This window comes from Neptunicella plasticusilytica (assembly GCF_047922965.1).
In the GTDB taxonomy this organism is placed as follows: Bacteria; Pseudomonadota; Gammaproteobacteria; order Enterobacterales; family Alteromonadaceae; genus Neptunicella; species Neptunicella plasticusilytica.
Window position 1 is genome coordinate 1225754 of record NZ_CP150481.1, and the last position, 18937, is coordinate 1244690.

19 protein-coding genes are annotated in these 18937 nt (G+C 45.9%); 14 read left to right on the plus strand and 5 right to left on the minus strand.

Annotated features, from left to right (window positions below):
* The first annotated feature begins 172 nt into the window (after nucleotides 1–172).
* The gene (locus V1467_RS05305; RefSeq protein ID WP_416308653.1) at nucleotides 173–898 is read left to right on the plus strand and encodes a 3-keto-disaccharide hydrolase; all 726 of its coding nucleotides are present in this window, start codon (nucleotides 173–175) and stop codon (nucleotides 896–898) included.
* A gap of 75 nt (nucleotides 899–973) precedes the next feature.
* Here V1467_RS05305 and V1467_RS05310 read toward each other — a convergent pair whose 3' ends face one another.
* Entirely contained in the window at nucleotides 974–2209 is a 1236-nt protein-coding gene (locus tag V1467_RS05310) for an EAL and HDOD domain-containing protein (protein WP_416307755.1), read from the minus strand.
* A 577-nt stretch (nucleotides 2210–2786) separates the two neighbouring features.
* On the opposite strand from V1467_RS05310, the gene prfB reads away from it, so the two are divergent.
* From prfB to V1467_RS05355, 9 genes are all read left to right on the plus strand, one after another.
* A protein-coding gene (gene prfB / locus V1467_RS05315) for a peptide chain release factor 2 (protein ID WP_416307756.1) occupies nucleotides 2787–3885 on the plus strand; the annotation gives its coding sequence in 2 pieces (ribosomal slippage) (nucleotides 2787–2861 and nucleotides 2863–3885; 1098 coding nt in all).
* Between the two features lie 26 nt (nucleotides 3886–3911).
* Entirely contained in the window at nucleotides 3912–5456 is a 1545-nt protein-coding gene (gene lysS, locus V1467_RS05320) for a lysine--tRNA ligase (protein WP_416307757.1), read from the plus strand.
* 518 nt (nucleotides 5457–5974) lie between these two features.
* Entirely contained in the window at nucleotides 5975–6910 is a 936-nt protein-coding gene (locus V1467_RS05325; RefSeq protein ID WP_416307758.1) for a hydroxypyruvate isomerase family protein, read from the plus strand.
* A 35-nt stretch (nucleotides 6911–6945) separates the two neighbouring features.
* Entirely contained in the window at nucleotides 6946–8631 is a 1686-nt protein-coding gene (locus V1467_RS05330) for a GMC oxidoreductase (RefSeq protein WP_416307759.1), read from the plus strand.
* The gene (locus V1467_RS05335; RefSeq protein ID WP_416307760.1) at nucleotides 8631–9227 is read left to right on the plus strand and encodes a gluconate 2-dehydrogenase subunit 3 family protein; all 597 of its coding nucleotides are present in this window, start codon (nucleotides 8631–8633) and stop codon (nucleotides 9225–9227) included. Before V1467_RS05330 ends, V1467_RS05335 begins: the two co-directional genes overlap by 1 nt.
* Before the next feature lie 406 nt (nucleotides 9228–9633).
* A complete protein-coding gene (locus V1467_RS05340; RefSeq protein ID WP_416307761.1) occupies nucleotides 9634–10008 on the plus strand; it encodes an iron chaperone in 375 nt (124 codons plus the stop codon).
* Nucleotides 10009–10554: 546 nt separating this feature from the next.
* On the plus strand, nucleotides 10555–10734 hold the full coding sequence (locus V1467_RS05345) for a hypothetical protein (protein ID WP_416307762.1): 180 nt from the start codon (nucleotides 10555–10557) through the stop codon (nucleotides 10732–10734).
* Nucleotides 10734–11084 carry a lactoylglutathione lyase gene (locus V1467_RS05350; protein WP_416307763.1) on the plus strand — a complete coding sequence of 117 codons (351 nt, stop codon included), beginning with the start codon at nucleotides 10734–10736 and terminating at the stop codon, nucleotides 11082–11084. Before V1467_RS05345 ends, V1467_RS05350 begins: the two co-directional genes overlap by 1 nt.
* 284 nt (nucleotides 11085–11368) lie before the next feature.
* Nucleotides 11369–11920: a YgjV family protein gene (locus V1467_RS05355; protein ID WP_416308654.1), complete on the plus strand. Its 552-nt coding sequence runs from the start codon at nucleotides 11369–11371 to the stop codon at nucleotides 11918–11920.
* Between the two features lie 286 nt (nucleotides 11921–12206).
* On the opposite strand, the gene V1467_RS05360 is transcribed toward V1467_RS05355, so the two are convergent.
* Complete coding sequence (locus tag V1467_RS05360) at nucleotides 12207–13334, minus strand: transporter substrate-binding domain-containing protein (protein ID WP_416307764.1); 1128 nt, start codon at nucleotides 13332–13334, stop codon at nucleotides 12207–12209.
* Nucleotides 13335–13519: 185 nt separating this feature from the next.
* Between V1467_RS05360 and V1467_RS05365 the strand changes: the two genes are divergently transcribed.
* Nucleotides 13520–14032, plus strand: a complete 513-nt coding sequence (locus tag V1467_RS05365) for a DUF1993 domain-containing protein (protein WP_416307765.1) — start codon at nucleotides 13520–13522, stop codon at nucleotides 14030–14032.
* A 72-nt stretch (nucleotides 14033–14104) separates the two neighbouring features.
* Here V1467_RS05365 and V1467_RS05370 read toward each other — a convergent pair whose 3' ends face one another.
* Entirely contained in the window at nucleotides 14105–14590 is a 486-nt protein-coding gene (locus tag V1467_RS05370) for an FKBP-type peptidyl-prolyl cis-trans isomerase (RefSeq protein ID WP_416307766.1), read from the minus strand.
* Between the two features lie 8 nt (nucleotides 14591–14598).
* On the minus strand, nucleotides 14599–15525 hold the full coding sequence (gene ygfZ, locus V1467_RS05375; RefSeq protein ID WP_416307767.1) for a tRNA-modifying protein YgfZ: 927 nt from the start codon (nucleotides 15523–15525) through the stop codon (nucleotides 14599–14601).
* A gap of 183 nt (nucleotides 15526–15708) precedes the next feature.
* Between ygfZ and V1467_RS05380 the strand changes: the two genes are divergently transcribed.
* The 3 genes from V1467_RS05380 to V1467_RS05390 are packed head-to-tail and all read left to right on the plus strand — an operon-like array spanning nucleotide 15709 to nucleotide 17229.
* Entirely contained in the window at nucleotides 15709–15960 is a 252-nt protein-coding gene (locus V1467_RS05380) for a succinate dehydrogenase assembly factor 2 (RefSeq protein WP_416307768.1), read from the plus strand.
* The gene (locus V1467_RS05385; protein WP_416307769.1) at nucleotides 15947–16372 is read left to right on the plus strand and encodes a protein YgfX; all 426 of its coding nucleotides are present in this window, start codon (nucleotides 15947–15949) and stop codon (nucleotides 16370–16372) included. Before V1467_RS05380 ends, V1467_RS05385 begins: the two co-directional genes overlap by 14 nt.
* Nucleotides 16369–17229 carry a MaoC family dehydratase gene (locus V1467_RS05390; RefSeq protein ID WP_416307770.1) on the plus strand — a complete coding sequence of 287 codons (861 nt, stop codon included), beginning with the start codon at nucleotides 16369–16371 and terminating at the stop codon, nucleotides 17227–17229. The genes V1467_RS05385 and V1467_RS05390 overlap by 4 nt, the downstream gene beginning before the upstream one ends.
* Before the next feature lie 2 nt (nucleotides 17230–17231).
* Here V1467_RS05390 and nadB read toward each other — a convergent pair whose 3' ends face one another.
* Nucleotides 17232–18821: an L-aspartate oxidase gene (nadB, locus tag V1467_RS05395; protein ID WP_416307771.1), complete on the minus strand. Its 1590-nt coding sequence runs from the start codon at nucleotides 18819–18821 to the stop codon at nucleotides 17232–17234.
* Nucleotides 18822–18937 lie beyond the last annotated feature (116 nt).

An 18937-nucleotide genomic window follows, 5' to 3' on the forward strand; every position in this document is an offset into this window, starting at 1 on the left:
ATTGTTTACACAACAACGCCTTTAGAAAAAATCAATTATTATTCCAGCAGGCCTGGATTGTTTGATAGCTGATCTGCCTGCAGTCACTTATTGTGAAACCGAATACGTTTACCCGCACAGGAGGGATATAAAAATGCAAAATAAATTTACCTTAGCCGTATTGGTTGGCGCTATGTTTAGTTCGTTGGCGTTATCGGCGGATGAAATTGCTGACTGGCAAAAGGCAGAAATAACCGAAGTATGGCAACCCGTGCCGGAAACCGTCACCTTTGATCAAAATAATATTCCGTCTGATGCCATTATTTTGTTCGACGGTACATCCCTGTCTAATTGGCAAAGCGTTGACCAGGGGCCTGTCAAATGGCAAGTCAAAGATGGTGCCATGACGGTTGTAGCAGGTACCGGCGATATAAAAAGCAAAGAAGCCTTTTGTGATGTGCAATTACATGTTGAGTGGAAAATGCCAACCCAAGTCACCAATGACAAAGGTGAATTGCTAACCGGCCAGGGACGTAATAACAGCGGTGTGTTTTTCCAGCAACGTTATGAAATTCAGGTGCTTGATTCATACAACAATAAAACCTATTCCAATGGTCAGGCGGGCGCAGTTTATAAGCAACATATCCCGTTAGTGAATGCCACTAAAGCGCCTGGTGAATGGCAAAGCTATGACATCGTATTTACCGCACCGTTGTTTAACGACGCTGGCAGACTCAAGGCTCCGGCGACCATCACAGCCTTTCACAATGGGGTATTAGTGCAAAACCATGTTGAAATTCAGGGAGTAACCGAATGGATTGGTGCACCGACGTACACAGCTCATGGTTGTGATTCACTGCGCCTGCAAGATCACGGTAATCCTGTAAGTTTCCGCAATATCTGGTTAAGAAAATTGTAATATTCCACAGCTTGGAATATTACAATTTACCATAGTCAGCGTTGCCCGAAACGGTAACATTTGCGCAGGTAAAACTTATACCTCTGCTTCGCGGGTTAAAATTTGTAATCTTGTCTCCGCCCACTGAATCGAAGATTCGTAAAGTTGGGCGGCGATATCATCCGTTACTTTGAGTTCCGATTTCAGTTCGTCGAATTGTGGCCAGTCGGCACGTTCAATACTTTCTATCAACCGTATTGTCATTCCTAGCAGCCCCTGTTTTTGCGTGATTACGAGGAACAACTCATCGGACAAACCGATATTGTCCAGTATGGTCTCAACAGGCGCGTCAAAAATGGCTTCGACCATTGATAACATACCGGCCAGAAAGGCTTCGTCACTGCTGGATGTTAACCGGGTTCTTTGCACCCATAATTCGCAGAATCTTGCCCGAGCCAGAGAGGTTTTTATCACCTCAGTTAACTTGGCTGAGGTGGCATAGGTGGTCAGCATCAAATAGACAAACCTTCGCAGTTCCCGCTCCCCCAGAAAACTCACTGCGTGTTTAATTGAAGAGATTGGCGTGGAACGGAAAAACAGGGTGGAATTGACATAACGCAACAGTTTTACCGACAAGCGGGGATCACCCTGGCAGGCTTGTGCGACTTTAGCGGCGCTGGCATCAGGTTTGTTGATTTCCCTCAGCGCATAAAGAAGTGCCGCGCTGGAGTGCCCCAGAAAACGGGATTTGACCATCTCAGGTTTACAAAAAAAGTAGCCCTGGAAGTAACTGAACCCAAGTTGTTTGGCCTGCTCAAACTGCTCATGGGTTTCAACTTTTTCTGCCAGTAAGCGTAAATGCGGAAATTGCTGTAATCGATTACAAAACTGCATTAATTTTTGTTGCGTATGTAGGGGTGTTTCTATCTTGACCATATACACATAGGGTAAAAATGCTTCCCACTCGACCTTGTGTTGATAGTCATCCAGCGCGATACGGTAACCTAATTGTTGCAGGTTGATTACTGCTTTTAGCAAGGTTTGCGTCGGTTCCGAATTTTCCAGTATCTCTACTACTATCCGCTCTTTGGGTAAGGTCAAAGGTAATTCATTAATCACTGCTTCAGCAGTAAAATTGATAAAGGCAGTTTGGCGCTGTAGCAATGAATCCCAGTCCTGTAACGAGGTGATCCCGTCAACCATACGGCTGGTTGCGATATCCGGATCGATACCCGGATAGACATTGCGCTCACTGTTTCTAAACAATAACTCGTATGCAAACAGACTCATGTCGGTATTAAAAATCGGTTGTCGCGCAACAAAGAAATACATCTTCTATCCTTAACTGATGGCTAAACTATGACTGCTAATGGGCAATGATTGGACATGCTGCATCACAGTTTGGTGTTCCTAAACCCGGTGTAGAAGTCCCTGGCCCTGCGACGGCGCAATATACATAAGTATGTTTTGCGATATTGATAAGACTTCATACCCGGTTGTTGTTTTTAATACCTAATAAATGCTGGACTGCATATGTCGCGATTCAGCTGGTCTTTAGGGGGTGTCCGTCGCAAGCCAATGAAAACAGGGCGTGCAGCATGTTTTGCACGGTGTTTTTCCCTCAACTGGACGGCTTGCAAAGCTATCCAGCCCGTCAACACATCAGACCAGAAAAATGCTGTTCGAAGTAATCTGACTGGTTAAAAAGCCATATACGATGCGTTTTAAACATTTCATTTAGATGACATAAAGGCGGTTGCTGGCATCTTGATTAAGACATTTTTATTTCTCAACCATGGGGAATATGAAAGATAAACAACCTCTAGCAGAATCCCCGCTCAACTGTATGAATTAAGGTTAAAGTCAGCTAAAATCCGCCTCCATTATTATCGCAGACTCTTGAATTTTTATGTTTGAAATCAACCCGCTACAAAATGCCATCAAAGACGTAAAACAACGCACTAATATCCTTCGGGGGTATCTTTGACTTCGATCAACGTCAGGAACGTCTAGAAGAAGTCAATCGTGAACTGGAAAGCTCCGAAGTCTGGAATGATCCGGAGCATGCTCAGGCATTAGGTAAAGAGAAAGTCGCACTGGAAAAAATTGTCGATACCATTATTCAGCTAGACAAGGGTGTGGATGATGTAGAAGGGTTGCTGGAATTGGCCGTTGAAGCTGAAGATCAGGAAACTTTTGACGAAGCCAACGGCGAACTGGCCGAGCTGCTGAAAAAGCTCGAAGAGCTTGAGTTCCGCCGCATGTTTTCCGGTCCTAACGATGCTAATGACTGTTATCTGGATATTCAGTCAGGCTCCGGTGGTACCGAAGCCCAGGATTGGGCTAATATGCTGCTGCGTATGTACCTTCGCTGGGGCGAAGAGCACGGCTATAAAACCGAACTGATCGAAGTCTCCGAAGGCGATGTGGCCGGGATCAAAAGTGCCACTATAAGGTTTGGCGGCGAATATGCCTTTGGCTGGTTGCGTACCGAAACCGGCGTACACCGCCTGGTACGTAAATCGCCGTTCGATTCAGGTAACCGTCGACATACCTCGTTTTCTTCAGCGTTTGTCTACCCGGAAATTAATGATGATATCGATATCGAAATTAACCCGGCGGATATACGTATTGATACTTACCGGGCCTCCGGTGCCGGTGGCCAGCACGTTAACCGGACCGATTCGGCGGTGCGTATTACCCATTTGCCCACTAATATTGTGGTGCAATGTCAGAATGATCGATCCCAGCATAAAAACAAGGATCAGGCGTTTAAGCAGTTAAAAGCCAAGTTATACGAGTTTGAGCTGCAAAAGCAAAATGCCGAGAAACAGGCAATGGAAGACAGTAAGTCGGATATTGGCTGGGGTAGTCAGATCCGATCTTATGTACTGGATGACTCGCGGATTAAAGATCTGCGCACCGGGGTAGAAACACGCAACACTCAGGCCGTGCTTGACGGTGGACTAGATAAATTTATTGAAGCCAGCCTTAAATCTGGCCTGTAACTGGACTAATTGGAAATTACATAGCGATGACTGATATTCAACAAGACGAAAATAAACTGATTGCCGAACGTCGCGGCAAACTGGAACTGATCCGCAGCCATTGCAATGCAAATGGGCATCCAAACGATTTTAATCGCGAACATTATGCCGCCGACTTGCAAAAAGCCTTTGGCGAGCGTGAAAAATCTGAGCTGGAAAATATGGCCAAGGTGGTCAGTGTTGCTGGCCGGATCATGGCCAAACGCGGCCCGTTTCTGGTGTTGCAGGATATGTCAGGTCGTATCCAGTCCTATGCGTCCAAAGATGCCCAACAGGTTATCAAGGAAAAATACGGTAGTCTGGATATAGGCGATATTATCGGCGTGACCGGTGAATTGCATAAATCCGGCAAGGGTGACCTGTATGTGAATATGGCTGAATTCAAGCTGTTGACCAAGTCATTGCGTCCGTTACCGGAAAAGTTCCATGGTTTGGCCGATCAGGAAACCAAATATCGTCAACGTTATGTAGATTTGATTATCAACCAGCAAACCCGCGACACTTTCCTGATCCGCAGCAAAGTAGTTGAAGGTATTCGCCAGTACCTGAGCAAGCGCAACTTTATGGAAGTGGAAACACCGATGTTGCAGGTGATCCCCGGTGGAGCGACCGCCGCTCCTTTCGTTACTCACCATAATGCGCTGGATATTGATATGTATCTGCGAATTGCGCCTGAACTGTATTTAAAACGCTTGGTGGTGGGGGGCTTTGAGCGGGTGTTCGAGATTAACCGTAACTTCCGCAACGAAGGATTATCCACCCGACATAACCCTGAATTCACTATGATTGAGTTCTATCAGGCTTATGCCGATTATAATGATCTGATGGATTTAACCGAAGATATGCTGCGCACTCTGGCACTGGATGTGTTGGGTAGTACAGTGGTTAAAAATACCGTTAAAGATGCCGAAGGCAATGTCACCGAAGAAAAACAATACGACTTTGGCCAGCCCTTCACCCGTTTAACCATGAGCGAAGCCATCCTCAAATACTGGAAGGGCGCCAACGAAACGGCGATTAATGATCCGGAAAATCATCTGGATGAACTTAAAGCCATGGCCAAAGAATTACATATTAAAGAGCCGGAAGTGGATGGCATCTGGGGACCGGGTAAATATTTGTGCGAGATTTTTGAAGCCACAGCCGAAGAAAAACTCGACCAGCCCACCTTTATTACCGCCTATCCCTGGGAAGTATCGCCGCTGGCGCGCCGTAATGATGACAATTCATTTGTGACCGACAGGTTTGAATTTTTTGTCGGCGGGCGTGAGCTGGCCAACGGTTTCTCGGAGCTGAATGACGCCGAAGATCAGGCGGCCCGTTTCCGTAAGCAGGTCGAAGAAAAAGATGCCGGCGACGAAGAAGCCATGCATTACGATGAAGACTATATCCGCGCACTGGAATATGGTTTGCCACCCACAGCCGGGGAAGGGATTGGTATCGATCGTCTGGTGATGTTGTTTACCGACAGCCCGACCATTAAGGATGTTATCCTGTTCCCGCATATGCGCCCGCAAGCACAACCGGAATAAGCGTTATACGTTATCACACAGGGTAAGATTTGCCCCTCTGTTTGCGATCAGGCAACAGCAGGGGCAATATTGCACCCTTTCATTCCTATATTGAGTGAGTATCGTTACTTCACTATTCCTGCCAAAACTAAGGCTCGTAATAAACAGCTTCAGACAAAAACGTATTGGTAATCGCCCCGTTTAATCAAGGCGCTTATAAATCGTCCATAAACCGATACAGTCATCAGGGCATGCAGAGTGTTGTAATCTGTCCAACGCCGAAATTGTCATATTAAAAAACGATATTACGCTATCACTTTTTAGCCCACAGGTTTTAATATCGTTAACATAACGTTAACGTTGTTGGTAAGATTCAGGGCAAACTTCAATGCTTAACGTTCGTATGGACATGGTTGGCCAGTAAAATCACCGGCTGTTACGCCATACCCGCAGCGAAATCTGGCTGTTTCAGCAGATTTTTCACTTGGCAGTATTCGTACTGTTTATATTGGCATTTAAATCTGAAAAGGTAACTATCCATGACAGAGTTAAATAAGGTTCAAGTTGACGAGTACTCAACGTCCCGCCGCAAGATGCTTAAACAATTGGCAATTGGAGCAACGGGCATGGGGCTTATAGGGCATTCCGCCAACTTAATGGCCAGCGAGCTGGATGCAAGTTCCGGCGCAAAAAAATCTGCTTTGAAAGGCAATATCCATCATTCGGTTGCCCGCTGGACTTATGGAGACTTGAGCATCAGCGAGTTGTGTCAGGTTGCCAAAGAGTTGGGTTTTTCCGCCATTGATTTAGTTGGTCCCGATGATTGGCCGACGCTAAAACAGTATGGCATCCACTCTTCTATGTGTAATGGGGCAGAGCTTAACCTGACCGATGGTTGGGGCGACAAACAGTATCATGCCGAACTTGTCGAACGTTACCACCGTCATATAGATTTGGTAGCCGATGCGGGCTACACCAATCTCATTTGTTTTAGCGGCAACAAACGGGGTATCGCACCAGAAGTGGGTCTGGAAAATGCCGTGCAAGGTCTGCAGCAAATATTACCCCATGCAGAAAAGCGTGGCGTGGTGCTACAGATGGAATTGTTTAATAGCAAAGTGGATCACCCGGATTACTTTGCTGACAACTCGGCCTGGGGCATTGCGTTGTGTAAGCGATTGAACTCACCCAACTTTAAGCTGCTCTACGATATCTATCACATGCAGATAAGTGAAGGCGATATCATCCGCACCATCACCGACAATCACCAGTATTTTGGCCACTACCATACGGCCGGTGTGCCCGGTCGCCATGAAATTGACGACAGTCAGGAACTGTTTTATCCGGCTATTGCACGGGCAATATTGAGTACCGGGTTTAAAGGCTATTTAGCTCAGGAATTTATTCCTGTACCGGAGAATATGACAGATAAAATTGAGTCTCTGAAAAAGGCGATTCAAATTTGTGATGTCTGAATACCTAAAAACGTAAGGTGTCGAAAGAGAAAGTTATGGCAAATAATTATTATGATGCAATCGTTGTTGGCTCTGGCATCAGCGGCGGTTGGGCAGCCAAAGAGTTGGCTGAAAAAGGCTTGAAAGTGCTCATGCTGGAGCGTGGTCGCAATATTGAACATATCAAAGATTATACTAACGCTCATCTCGAAGCCTGGGATTATCCTCATCGTGGTTTAGCAACCGAAAAAATGAAGAAGGATTACCCCAAGTTAGCCAGGGAATACACCCTCAATGAACCGACTGCGGGCATGTGGGCTACTGACAAGGATCATCCCTATACCGAAGTTAAACGCTTTGACTGGTTCAGGGGTTATCACATGGGCGGCCGATCTTTATTGTGGGGACGTCAGAGTTATCGCTGGAATGCCGAAGACTTTACCGCCAACCTGAAAGATGGCATTGCCGTAGACTGGCCAATACGTTATGAGGATCTCGCCCCCTGGTATGACTATGTTGAAAAGTTTGCCGGTATCGCCGGTACCCGAGAAGGCCTGGATGTGTTGCCAGATGGGCAGTTTTTACCGCCAATCCCGTTAAATATAGTGGAAAAGGACGTAGCCAAACGTATCGCCAAAGCTTACAAGGGGGCGCGTCATCTGATTCATAGCCGTACAGCCAATATCACTCAACCCATGCCCGAACAAAACCGGGTAGGTTGCCAGTATCGTAATAAATGCTGGTTGGGTTGTCCCTTTGGCGGTTATTTTAGTACCCAGTCTTCTACCCTGCCGGTTGCGATGAAAACCGGTAATTTAACCGTTAGGCCTTATTCAATTGTGACGCAGGTGTTGTTGGATAAAAACAGCAAAAAAGCGTCGGGAGTAGAAGTACTCGACGCAGAAACCAATCAAACCTATGTGTTTAACAGCAAAATTGTGTTCCTAAATGCCTCGACCTTAAATTCAACCTGGATTTTGATGAATTCGGCCACCGATATTTGGCAAGGTGGCTTGGGTTCCAGTTCCGGTGAACTGGGCCACAATGTGATGGACCATCACTTGGCGGTTGGCGCTAGTGGCAGCATAGAAGGATATGAAGACAAATATTATTCGGGTAGACGTCCGTGCGGGTTTTATATTCCAAGATTCCGTAACTGGGCAGGTGACAAACGCGATTATGTCAGAGGCTTTGGTTATCAGGGGGCTGCATCGCGTTCAAATTGGCAGCAAAACGTCGCCGAATTGGGCATTGGCGCTGATTTGAAGAATACCTTGGCTGAACCTGGCTCGTGGAATATCGGCATGGGTGGTTTTGGCGAGATATTACCCGATCACCGTAATAAAGTCAGCCTGGATAGCAAGGTTAAAGATAAATGGGGCTTGCCGGTTTTATCCATGGATGCCGAACTGCAGGACAACGAAAAACGCATGCGCAAGGATATGAAGCAGGATGCAATGGATATACTCGAAGCGGCTGGTGTGAAAAACGTACGTGGCTGGGATGGCGAATCACCGCTAGGCAAAGGTATTCACGAAATGGGTACCGCCCGTATGGGACGCGACCCTAAGACCTCGGTCCTCAATGCACACAATCAGGTATGGGATGCGCCGAATGTGTTTGTCACAGATGGCGCCTGTATGACTTCGGCTTCCTGTGTTAACCCTTCTCTAACTTATATGGCACTGACGGCAAGGGCAGCAAATTATGCGGTTGAAGAGCTTAAAAAGAGGAATTTATAATGGATAGACGCGACCTGCTTAAAATGATCACGGTAGCTACAGGGGCTGCCATGGTAGGGGGAAATGTCTTCGGCTATGAACTGAAAAGCCAGCTAACCTTGTCCGATACCTTATTCAGTCAAGATGATCTTATCCTGTTTAATGAGATTGCCGAGGTTATTTTACCTCGCACTGATACCCCCGGCGCCAAAGATGCCAATGTCGGTTTGATGGCAATGATTTTGGCTACCGACTGTTACAGCCCCGCTGCGCGCGAAAGCTTTAAAAAGGGGTTACATGCTGTGGATGCTGATACGCAAGAGCAATATGGCAAACCATTTTTGCTGTTAAGCCCAGAGCAGAAAACCGAGTTTGTGCGGGGGCTGGATATACAGGCCAACACATATAATAAAAAACAGGACATCCACTATATGTCGGTAAGGCCGGATGGCGATCAGCCGTTGCCGCATTATTTTACGATGATCAAGCAACTAACCCTGTTCAGCTTTTTTACTTCTAAACTGGGCATGACCAAGGTGCTCCGTTATGACGCGATTCCGGGTAAATATAACGGTGAGCTTGATTACAAAAAAGGCGATCGAGCTTGGGCAACATAAATTAGCCACGTCCTAGTTATAAACAGGTTGAAGACAAGACGCTGATAATCAACAAGCCGCCAAGTAATAACTGGCGGCTTTTCTGTTAGAGGGGGCAAGCAGGAGCCGGTATTAAACCCGCTGTCACTTTCACCTCATATCAATGACCTGAATTCGCTTTTTAGACGGTTTTAATAGCTTGTTTTTAAAAAGAAAAGTCAGGTAAAGTAGAAAAATCAAATAAACAATCGTGTGCGATTTATACGGACGAAAAACTGGACTGGGCTTTTACTGGTGCAGTGCATAGCTTCTGTAAGTTTCCTCCGGAGGAAAAGTTTCCAGAGCTTCTCCAAGAATATGCTCAGAATCAAGAATAAACATCGTATTGATCGTTATGTGCCCACAGGAAACGGGAGGTTAAGCGGTTATGAGTAACAGTGATCTTAAATCTGTGGAAATAGATGATTATATTTCTACCCAATCGGCTGACGCTCGGAAAGCACTTGAAGAATTACGCACAGTAATTTGGCAAAATTCTCCCTATGTTTGTGAACTCATGAATTACAATATTCCGGCGTTCGCTTTAGTTGAGGGTGGTAAAAGAGAGCAGCAGATAATGATCGCGGGCTACAAGAAGCATGTTGGATTTTATCCTCATCCTGACGTAATAGAAGAGTTTAAAGAACAATTGTCGGGCTTCAAATATGCAAAGGGTTCTATCCAATTTCCATTGAATAAGCCTTTGCCCAAAGAGTTGGTTGCAAATATGGTTAAGTGCAGGGTGGTGCAGCTCGAGAAATGATTGGACACGTACAAGCGTTTAAGAGGAACTCCCAACGATCGACGGCTTTGGTGTTCAGTTTGGGTTTAAGTGTTTACGGTGCAATGGTTTGGTGGTAAAGCGTTGTCGCCCCTTAACACGGCGTTTTTTTAAGTGAGGAAGAAGATTGAAGTTAACTGAATGTCCAAAATGCAAAGAGCCGCAAAAACTTTCGACCCTTTTGCTTATCAACAATATGACGAACAAAAAATGCCATAAATGTGGATGTTTTTTGAATTATGATTCGGGAAAGTCTGCGCTGTTACTGGTATCGATCATACTTCCAATTTTCATACTTAAACAATTTAAAGATTATCTAGGCGCTTGGTATATTGCCCTGGTAGTAATTGTTTTTTTTATAGGCATATACTCTTACATAACAAAAATTCCGCTGGTACCGAAAAATAAAACATAACAAAACTTCATGGTAGGAATTTTACTCGCAGGCAGTCCCTGCCAAATTCTGTGTTCGCGAAGGTTAGTCGGGGCGTTAGGCAGCCAAGAAAAAGTTAAAGGGTGATCTTAGACATGAAACCAGACACTAATGAACGTAAGTTGAAAAATGGAACCGAAAAGGGAGTTGGTGTAGGTTTGGCTCTCGGAGTGGCTTTAGGAGCTGCGTTTGGAAATGTTGGACTAGGTATCGCGTTGGGCTTAGCATTTGGTGCTGCTTTAGGTCCTATTCTATTTGAAAAAAGGACTAAGTGATGAAAGTAAATGAAATTCGCTTATTTATTCCATGTAAGGATTATGAGCAGTCAAAATCTTTCTATAAGTCTCTGGGGTTTGCGGGGGAAAGTGCCGGAGACGATCTTACAATTTTTGAAAAAGACGGGTGTACGTTTTTCCTGCAGAAAAATTTTTACAGCGAAGAGTTCTCAAAAAATCTTATGCTTCAGCTTATAGTGGAAGATATAAATGAAGCCTATGAAGTGGTATCAAACATCAATGATACTGATATAAAACATAGTGAGATTAAGCAAGAGCGTTGGGGCCAAATAGTCTACTTGTGGGGGCCGTCAGGGGAGCTTTGGCATATTACCGAACTCAACAGTTAACAAACCGCCCTGCGGGACCTCTGTTCCATAGTTAGATTTTTAACCACAGCCGATTAAGTAGTAAACCATTCCATAAGCTATAACGAATCGGTTGCACAATTTTAGCCAAGGCAAGCTAGAATAGCGCTTATCGATGTCTGGGAAATTTTTTGGCAAATCGCCTTTCCATTCAATATTGTGTGTTTAAACCTGACGAGTTAGAAACGCTAACCGCAAAACAACCCTCCTTATACTCGTTATTTACCCTGTCATTTGCTGGTTAATGGAGTCATTATTAGTTGAATATGCTTAGTACCACCTTTGAAGCACTTAATCGCGTGTTTTGGCAGCATCCTTGGGCACAGTTGATTGGGTTGGTCGCTCTGGTGATCGGTGGCCTGGCATTTTTACATCATGATGACCATAAACTGCGCCGCAATTTGACCTTATATACAGTGCTGATGGGCATTCAGTTTATGATGCTGGGATTGTGGTCGGCGGCCTTTACTGCCTGGTTAAGCAGCGTGCGGACTTATATTTCCACCCGTACCCGGAATTTATGGGTGATGAGCGGTTTTTTGATTCTGGTGTGGGCAGTGACTATCCCTAAAGTCAGTGAAGTCGTCCATGTTTTGCCTATTATTGGCACCACGCTTGGCACCTGGGCGATGTTCCGCGAGCACGGTTTGCGTATGCGTTCGCTCATGCTGATGGGCAGTCTGTGCTGGTTTAGCCATAATTTTATGGTTGGCTCAATTGGCGGTGCGATAATCGAAGGGGCGTTTGTGATGATCAATAGCCGGACCATGTTGAAACTACTGCGCCAGCAGCGAGAAGAAGCGAAGAACGCCCAATAACAATAGGCGGCGAGTTGGTGAGTAAAAACTGAAAGTAAAATGGGCTGTAGTGATTCAGTAATCTATAAATCCACATCCCTTCTGTTGTTGTTTTTTCGACATCCTTGTCTCAAATCAAAGTCTGCTATTCTGAATTCCCTTTTTTCTAACTGTACGGGCATAAATAAACATCGTTCACTGACATTGATGAGTAGTTTGTAAACGGAGCAGTTCGAACGGTATTTTTAGCTCGTTGCTCGTTGCTCGTTGCTCGTTGCTCGTTGCTCGTAGCTCGAGGCTCGTCACTTTATTTATCTCCGTCAAAATAACTCGATACCCTTTCTGGCCATTGTGGCGAGTTGATTCGTTTGAGCATAGAGGCATTAATGACTTCACGTATCGGACTTTGGTCGGGCAGGGCAAACACATAATCCTGACGCGCGAGCGTCATGGGGAGTACTTGTAGTTTCCCGGAGAACTTTTGATTGATGGTCCAGCGCAGCAAGGGTGCATCATAGATTACGGCGTCTAGTTTACCTTCGGCTAATTGCTGCAAGGCCAACTCCAGACTATCTGCATCGTCGAAATCGAGTTTGCGATTGGTTAACCAACTGGCACTGGTGCTGCCGGTCACACTGGAAAGGTGCATCCCAACTAAATCATCGGTACTGCTTAACTGGCTATTTAATTGCCCCACGGTTAAGGCACTGGTAATGGACGCGGTAAAAAACGACACAATAATTAAGGCGGTCAGCATCCACACCATACCGAGTAAACGGCCCGCAACGGTGCGTGGCGCCACATCACCATAACCCACGGTTGTCATGGTGACCATGGCCCACCAGAATCCTGAAAATAAGCCGTTTGCATAGCTGCCGCCAAATTGTTCGCGGTTTTGTTTGTGCTCCAATAGCCAGGCGACAAACCCAACCACCAGTAGCAACAAGACCAGCATGCCAATGATTTTCAGAAATGCTGGTGATGCCAGAGCGGCGATTACCGCCAGCCAGCCTGATGACCATTCGCTACGCACAGCCACGGATAGCCCGGAACTGGTGAGAGTATGGGTAAAATCCATCCGTTGTGCACGATCAGCCGTAGCAGTAATGGCTCCCAGACCAATATCGACTTCGCCTTTAGCCGTAGCGTCGAGCAGACCTTCCAGATCATACTGCTGAAAACGGTAATTCCATCCCTGTTCAGTGGCGATTTCTTTCCAAAGATCAATTGCCAGACCGCTGTAAGAGTCACCTTCAATGTTGGCAAAAGGAGGCGCGGATTTCACCCCGACCACTAAGGTTTGTGCATTGCTGGTCGAGGAAGCGGAGGAGGATGTTTTATCTTGATTGGGTTCATTTTGGGCGTTGACTAAAGCCGAGAGGCTGAATAGAACAATTGCGAACAACCAGTGCGCGTTAAATTTGTTTATCCTCATTGAGAAGCCTTGTTGATAGAAATTCTTTGCTTCATGGTAGCTTAATCCATCCATCGCTGCACTTCGTCGCCCGGGGGGAAATTATCTTTATTTGCTGCAGGAACTCGTTAGACTGTTTGCTGCCTTACCCGTTAGCCCTGACTTTAACCGGATCAGGTTATATCATTTAAATACGGAGCGTTATTATGTCATTTTCCCAATATTCAGCCTCAATCCCCTTATTAACCCGATCACTGCAAAACCTCAAAGCCATTATTGAAAAAGCACAAGTGTTTGCAGAAACCAAAAAAGTTAAACCTGAAGTGATAGCGGCCAGTCGTCTGGCCGTGGATATGCTGCCACTGAGTGCACAAATACAAATAGCCTGTGATAACGCCAAGGGGTGTGGCGCTCGTCTTGCCGGAGTGGATAACCCCAGTTATGAGGATAACGAAAAAACACTGGAGGAGCTTAAGTTACGAATTGAACGTACTTTGGAGTTCCTCGGCAAGCTGAAACCTGAGCAGTTTGAAGGCAGTGAAGATAAAGCCATCGTTTTATCGTTTCCCAACGTGACATTAAACTTTTCGGGACAGGATTACATCAGCCAGTTTGTGTTGCCTAATTTTTATTTCCATGTGACAACGGCCTACGCGATTTTGCGGCATATTGGGGTGGAGCTGGGTAAAGGAGATTATCTTGGCCGAGTGGGCGGCTAATCTCTGCTATAAACACATCGCGCCACTGCAAAGTGGCGCGATGATTATTCGACTTAAATACGGGCAGAGATTTTAGTGCTGGTGACCACAACCGCCAGCTGAGTGAACATGCCCATGTTCCAGCTCTTCTGCGGTGGCATCACGCACATCCAGAATTTCGACATCAAATGACAAGGTTAAGCCTGATAACGGGTGATTGCCGTCTACCACGACTTCATCATCGGTGACATCAATAACCGCCACCGACTGCTCGCCATCGTCAGTACCGGCACGGAATTGCATACCGACTTCAACTTCCATCCCTTCAAACATACTTTTAGGTACCACTTGTACCAGTTGGTCATGGCGTTGACCATAAGCCTGATCCGGTTCAACGCTCAGACTAAAACTGTCACCAGCCTGCTTACCTTCAATGGCATCTTCCAGTCCCTGGATTAAGTAACGACTGCCTTGAATGTACATCATGGGTTCGCCTTTACGAGATGAATCGATTTGCACACCGTCTTCAGAGCTGACAGTAAAATGCATGGTAACAACGCTGTTTTGAGATACTTTCATTATTTTCCTTAGTTATCGATGGAATAAGGCAGAGGTTGTACGTTAAATTGCATATCGGGCTGTTCTTTGCTGCGTAACGTTGCTCCAACCTCGGTGTCATTGGCTAATACTGCTAATAGCCAAGTTTGATGGTTTACTGTAGCACAACTGATGACGGTACCGCCTCTTCTCCAGTTTTGTTCAATTTGCAGTTCGAGCGTATCACCGGCATTGAGTGTGCAGGCTTGTTCCGAGCGCAGAATAAAGGTGGCACGCTTGTTTTTGCCCAAATACTTGGTGCGCGCGACAACTTCTTGCCCCATATAGCAGCCTTTCGAAAAACTGATGGCACCAAGCGCCTGCATATTAAGCATTTGCGGGACAAACTGATTGCTGGTTTGCTGGCTGATATGAGCCAAACCGGCCTGAATATCCAGCCGCTGCCATTGTTGATCGTCTTCAGTGATGGCTGTGTCTTTAACAAAGGTTGCGGCGCTGTCGTTTTTTAACATAACTAACCAGCGTGGCTGCGGCGAGGTGAGTGACAATACTAGCCCTTTTTGATTGCTGAGCATGGCCAAATCAGCATCGGGCACTGCGCCAAAAAAATTCTCGATAAGTTGTTGAAAAGCAGAGCCAGTACCGCCCAATAATAGGTATTGGTCTGATTGTTCACTAATTTCTGTTTTGGCAAATACAGCGTATTTTTTTAACTCAGGTAACGAGCCGGCAATGCCGTCCTTGTCGCTGATTAGGTGAATTTGGTCCTGCCATTGGACGGCATAGAAGATATTCCAGGTTTTGCCTTTAAAATCACAGTGACAACCTAATGCTGCCTTATGTTCAGTTAATTCCTGGATATCGTTCGTCACTTGACCTTGCAAGTACTTGACGCGTTCCTCACCAGTGAGATTGATAACACCAAGGTGATTTAATTGTGTAATAAATTCAGACATAAATAATGCGTATCTAGATGAATGTTTAATTGATATTGGGGCAAATTAGCCTGAGGCAATAGATCGCCACCAAGACTAACATCTAGGCTAATAAATAACAGGCCAAATTATAAAATAAAGTCATGGGTACATAACTGTCATATTTTGTTAGTATTAGCGAAGATTTTTTACAGAGGTTTACAGATGTTTTCCACGCTAAGATACAATAGATTAAAATGGGCATGTCGGCGAGGGATGCTGGAGCTGGATGTACTGTTTATGCCCTTTGTAGAAGAACCTTTCAAAAAATTGTCAGAGGCGCAACAGATCACTTTTGAGCGGTTATTGACCTGTGATGATCCGGATCTGTATGCCTGGTTTATGGGACATCAATCCTGTGATGATCCTGAGCTGGCAGCGATGGTCAAACATATTCTAGATCGTGTCAAAGTATAGAATCAGCTTATCGCCTTCCAGACACTGCCAGATATTCCAGTTGGTTTCAGCGAGTGTCCTGCTGGTTTCGGTCTGGTGTTGGCGCACCGAACTATTTGCAACTCAATGGTTGCTGCAGTTATTGTTAAGCCTGTTTATTGTTGTTGTGATGGCTAAATATATCCGTCGTCCGGGCCTGCAAGCAAACGTTTCTGTGGATGACAACGGAGAGTGGATATGGCTGGAACAGCAGACGGTAAGTGTTATTACCTCAGCATCCAGGGTGTCTGCCTGGTTGTTATGGGTTTGTTTACGCCCTCAAATGGGGGGCAAAGCACAGTGGATTTGGATCTTTCAAGATGCAGTTAGTGAAGCTGATTATCGACGTTTGGCCAGGATCATCATCCGCATGCAACAAAAAGGTGAGCGATGAATATTGAACCTATCGAGAGTCATCAGCACAATATGGCCGGGCTGTTTTTTAAGGCCGCTATTAAAAAGGCGCAATTGTCTGCGGATATGCAATTGCCCAAAACGCAGATTGTCAGACGAGCTATAACTATTGACCCGCAGCATCTGCATGGCTATAACGAATGCATCGCTTGGCCAATTGCGACATTTTTACCTCCCACCTACATTCACGTATTGGCGTTTCAGATGCAACTGGAATTAATGGTTCAGGCCGATACCCCCTTTGCAGTGATTGGCTTGGTACACATAGAAAACCAGATAGACCAGTATCGCCCGGTTAGGCAGGATGAATTGCTGGATATCAGCTGCTATCTGGATAATTTACAGCCCCATCCCAGAGGTTGGCAGTTCGATTTAGTGACAGAAGCTTTTGTTGGTTCCGAACAAGTATGGCGCGGTGTGAGCACCAATCTAAGCCGCTGCCAGATGTCGGTACGTAAAGCATCAGAAGCGAAAAAAGTCATGCCGATGACGCTATTGCAGCGTTTAAGCTTACCTTCGGAGCTGGGCAGACAATATGCTAAATATTCGGGTGACTATAATCCTATTCATTTGTTTGCACTGAGCGCTAAATTGTTTGGTTTTAAACGGCAAATTGCTCACGGGATGTGGAGTAAGGCGCGCTGTCTGGCTGCTTTATCAAACCAGTTGCCGCCAAGTTTTAACGTACAGGTACGTTTTATGCGACCGGTATTTTTACCTGCTGAGGTAGAATTGCATCAGTGCGTTGAGAACCAACAACTGCATTTTGACTTAACCCAGGCGGGTCGCAAATCGGCCCATCTGCAAGGTGTTATTAATCTGGACTTTAGCGAATAACCTCAAGGCTCAAGGATAGTCGGGCCACTGTTTTCCAGCGGATTTGGATAATCCAGATTGTAATGTAATCCGCGACTTTCCTTACGGGCAATGGCGCATCGCACAATCAACTCGGCGACGGTGACCAAATTACGCAATTCAAGCAGGTTATTGCTGACCCTGAAGTTGGCGTAATAGTCATGAATTTCATACTGCAGTAATTCAATCCTGCGCGCCGCGCGTTCCAGTCGTTTATTGGTTCTGACAATACCCACATAGTCCCACATAAATAACCGCAATTCGTGCCAGTTGTGCTGGATAATGACTTCTTCATCGGAGTTGGTCACTTTACTTTCATCCCAAGGTGAAATCGGAACTTCCAGATTGGGTTCGGCTAAGCGGTTAATGATGTGTTCGGCGGCAGAGTGGGCGAATACAATACATTCCAGTAGTGAGTTGCTGGCCATGCGATTAGCACCATGCAAACCGGTATAGGCGACTTCACCCGCGGCATACAGGTTATCTAAGTCGGTGCGGGCATCGGTATTAGTCATCACGCCACCGCAACTATAATGAGCGGCAGGCACCACCGGGATCGGTTGACGGGTAATATCAATACCCAATGAACGGCATTTGCGGTAAATGGTCGGAAAATGTTTAACGATAAAATCAGCCGGTTTATGACTGATATCCAGATACATACAATCTGCACCCAGGCGTTTCATTTCAAAGTCGATGGCTCTGGCGACGATATCCCGAGGTGCCAGCTCCAGTCTTTCATCAAACTTGTGCATAAACCGCGAACCGTCAGCATGGCATAAATAGGCGCCTTCACCGCGCAGCGCCTCGGTCACCAGAAAATTGTGCGCTTCGGGATGATACAGGCAAGTCGGATGAAACTGGTTGAATTCCATATTGGCGACCCGGCATCCGGCCCGCCAGGCCATAGCGACTCCATCACCACTGGATACGTCTGGATTGGAGGTGTATTGATACACCTTGCTGGCACCACCGGTGGCCAATGCGGCAAATCGGCAGCGGATTACTTCAACATGCTCTTGTTTGCGGTTCCACACATAGGCACCGATAATGCGTTTGTTATCTTCTTTATCGTTGATCAGGTCAATAGCATTGTAACGTTCAAAAATATGAATATTGGGATGTGCGGAAACGGCGTCGACCAGTGTCAGTTCTACCGCTTTACCGGTAGCATCGGCAGCATGCAATATGCGCCGGTGACTATGACCACCCTCGCGGGTCAGATGATAGCGCTGATCGCCATTTTCGCTCGGTTCCTGATCAAATGGCACACCATAGCCAATCAGCCATTCCAGACAGGCTTTGGCACGGGATGTGGTAAAACGCACGGTATCTATATCACATAATCCAGCGCCAGACTCCATGGTGTCCTGGATGTGGTATTCCACTGAATCCTGCTGATCAAATACCGCCGCAATCCCGCCTTGCGCATAATAGGTTGAGCTTTCTGAAATAATCCCTTTGCTTAGCACTATAACATTACAGTGATCAGCCAGTTTTAGTGCCATGGAAAGTCCGGCGGCACCGCTGCCAATAATTAATACGTCACAACGATGTTCAACAGCTTGATTCATAATGTAAACTTAGGGGGCAATATGCCGGTAGGGGATTGCATTGATGTTTGTCATGGTAATCATGGATAAACAAATTACAATTGAAATAATCGTATATATGATGCTTTTTTGACAAA

Excerpts from the sequence above, each read along its gene's own strand:
- V1467_RS05350 (WP_416307763.1), top strand. The coding sequence starts at position 10,734 with ATGAAAGTAAATGAAATTCGCTTATTTATTCCATGTAAGGATTATGAG.
- V1467_RS05340 (WP_416307761.1), top strand. The coding sequence starts at position 9,634 with ATGAGTAACAGTGATCTTAAATCTGTGGAAATAGATGATTATATTTCT.
- V1467_RS05330 (WP_416307759.1), top strand. The coding sequence starts at position 6,946 with ATGGCAAATAATTATTATGATGCAATCGTTGTTGGCTCTGGCATCAGC.
- V1467_RS05360 (WP_416307764.1), bottom strand. The coding sequence starts at position 13,334 with ATGAGGATAAACAAATTTAACGCGCACTGGTTGTTCGCAATTGTTCTA.
- V1467_RS05370 (WP_416307766.1), bottom strand. The coding sequence starts at position 14,590 with ATGAAAGTATCTCAAAACAGCGTTGTTACCATGCATTTTACTGTCAGC.
- V1467_RS05325 (WP_416307758.1), top strand. The coding sequence starts at position 5,975 with ATGACAGAGTTAAATAAGGTTCAAGTTGACGAGTACTCAACGTCCCGC.
- V1467_RS05365 (WP_416307765.1), top strand. The coding sequence starts at position 13,520 with ATGTCATTTTCCCAATATTCAGCCTCAATCCCCTTATTAACCCGATCA.
- V1467_RS05380 (WP_416307768.1), top strand. The coding sequence starts at position 15,709 with ATGTTTTCCACGCTAAGATACAATAGATTAAAATGGGCATGTCGGCGA.
- lysS (WP_416307757.1), top strand. The coding sequence starts at position 3,912 with ATGACTGATATTCAACAAGACGAAAATAAACTGATTGCCGAACGTCGC.
- V1467_RS05310 (WP_416307755.1), bottom strand. The coding sequence starts at position 2,209 with ATGTATTTCTTTGTTGCGCGACAACCGATTTTTAATACCGACATGAGT.
- V1467_RS05335 (WP_416307760.1), top strand. The coding sequence starts at position 8,631 with ATGGATAGACGCGACCTGCTTAAAATGATCACGGTAGCTACAGGGGCT.
- V1467_RS05345 (WP_416307762.1), top strand. The coding sequence starts at position 10,555 with ATGAAACCAGACACTAATGAACGTAAGTTGAAAAATGGAACCGAAAAG.
- V1467_RS05390 (WP_416307770.1), top strand. The coding sequence starts at position 16,369 with ATGAATATTGAACCTATCGAGAGTCATCAGCACAATATGGCCGGGCTG.
- nadB (WP_416307771.1), bottom strand. The coding sequence starts at position 18,821 with ATGAATCAAGCTGTTGAACATCGTTGTGACGTATTAATTATTGGCAGC.
- V1467_RS05355 (WP_416308654.1), top strand. The coding sequence starts at position 11,369 with ATGCTTAGTACCACCTTTGAAGCACTTAATCGCGTGTTTTGGCAGCAT.
- V1467_RS05305 (WP_416308653.1), top strand. The coding sequence starts at position 173 with ATGTTTAGTTCGTTGGCGTTATCGGCGGATGAAATTGCTGACTGGCAA.
- ygfZ (WP_416307767.1), bottom strand. The coding sequence starts at position 15,525 with ATGTCTGAATTTATTACACAATTAAATCACCTTGGTGTTATCAATCTC.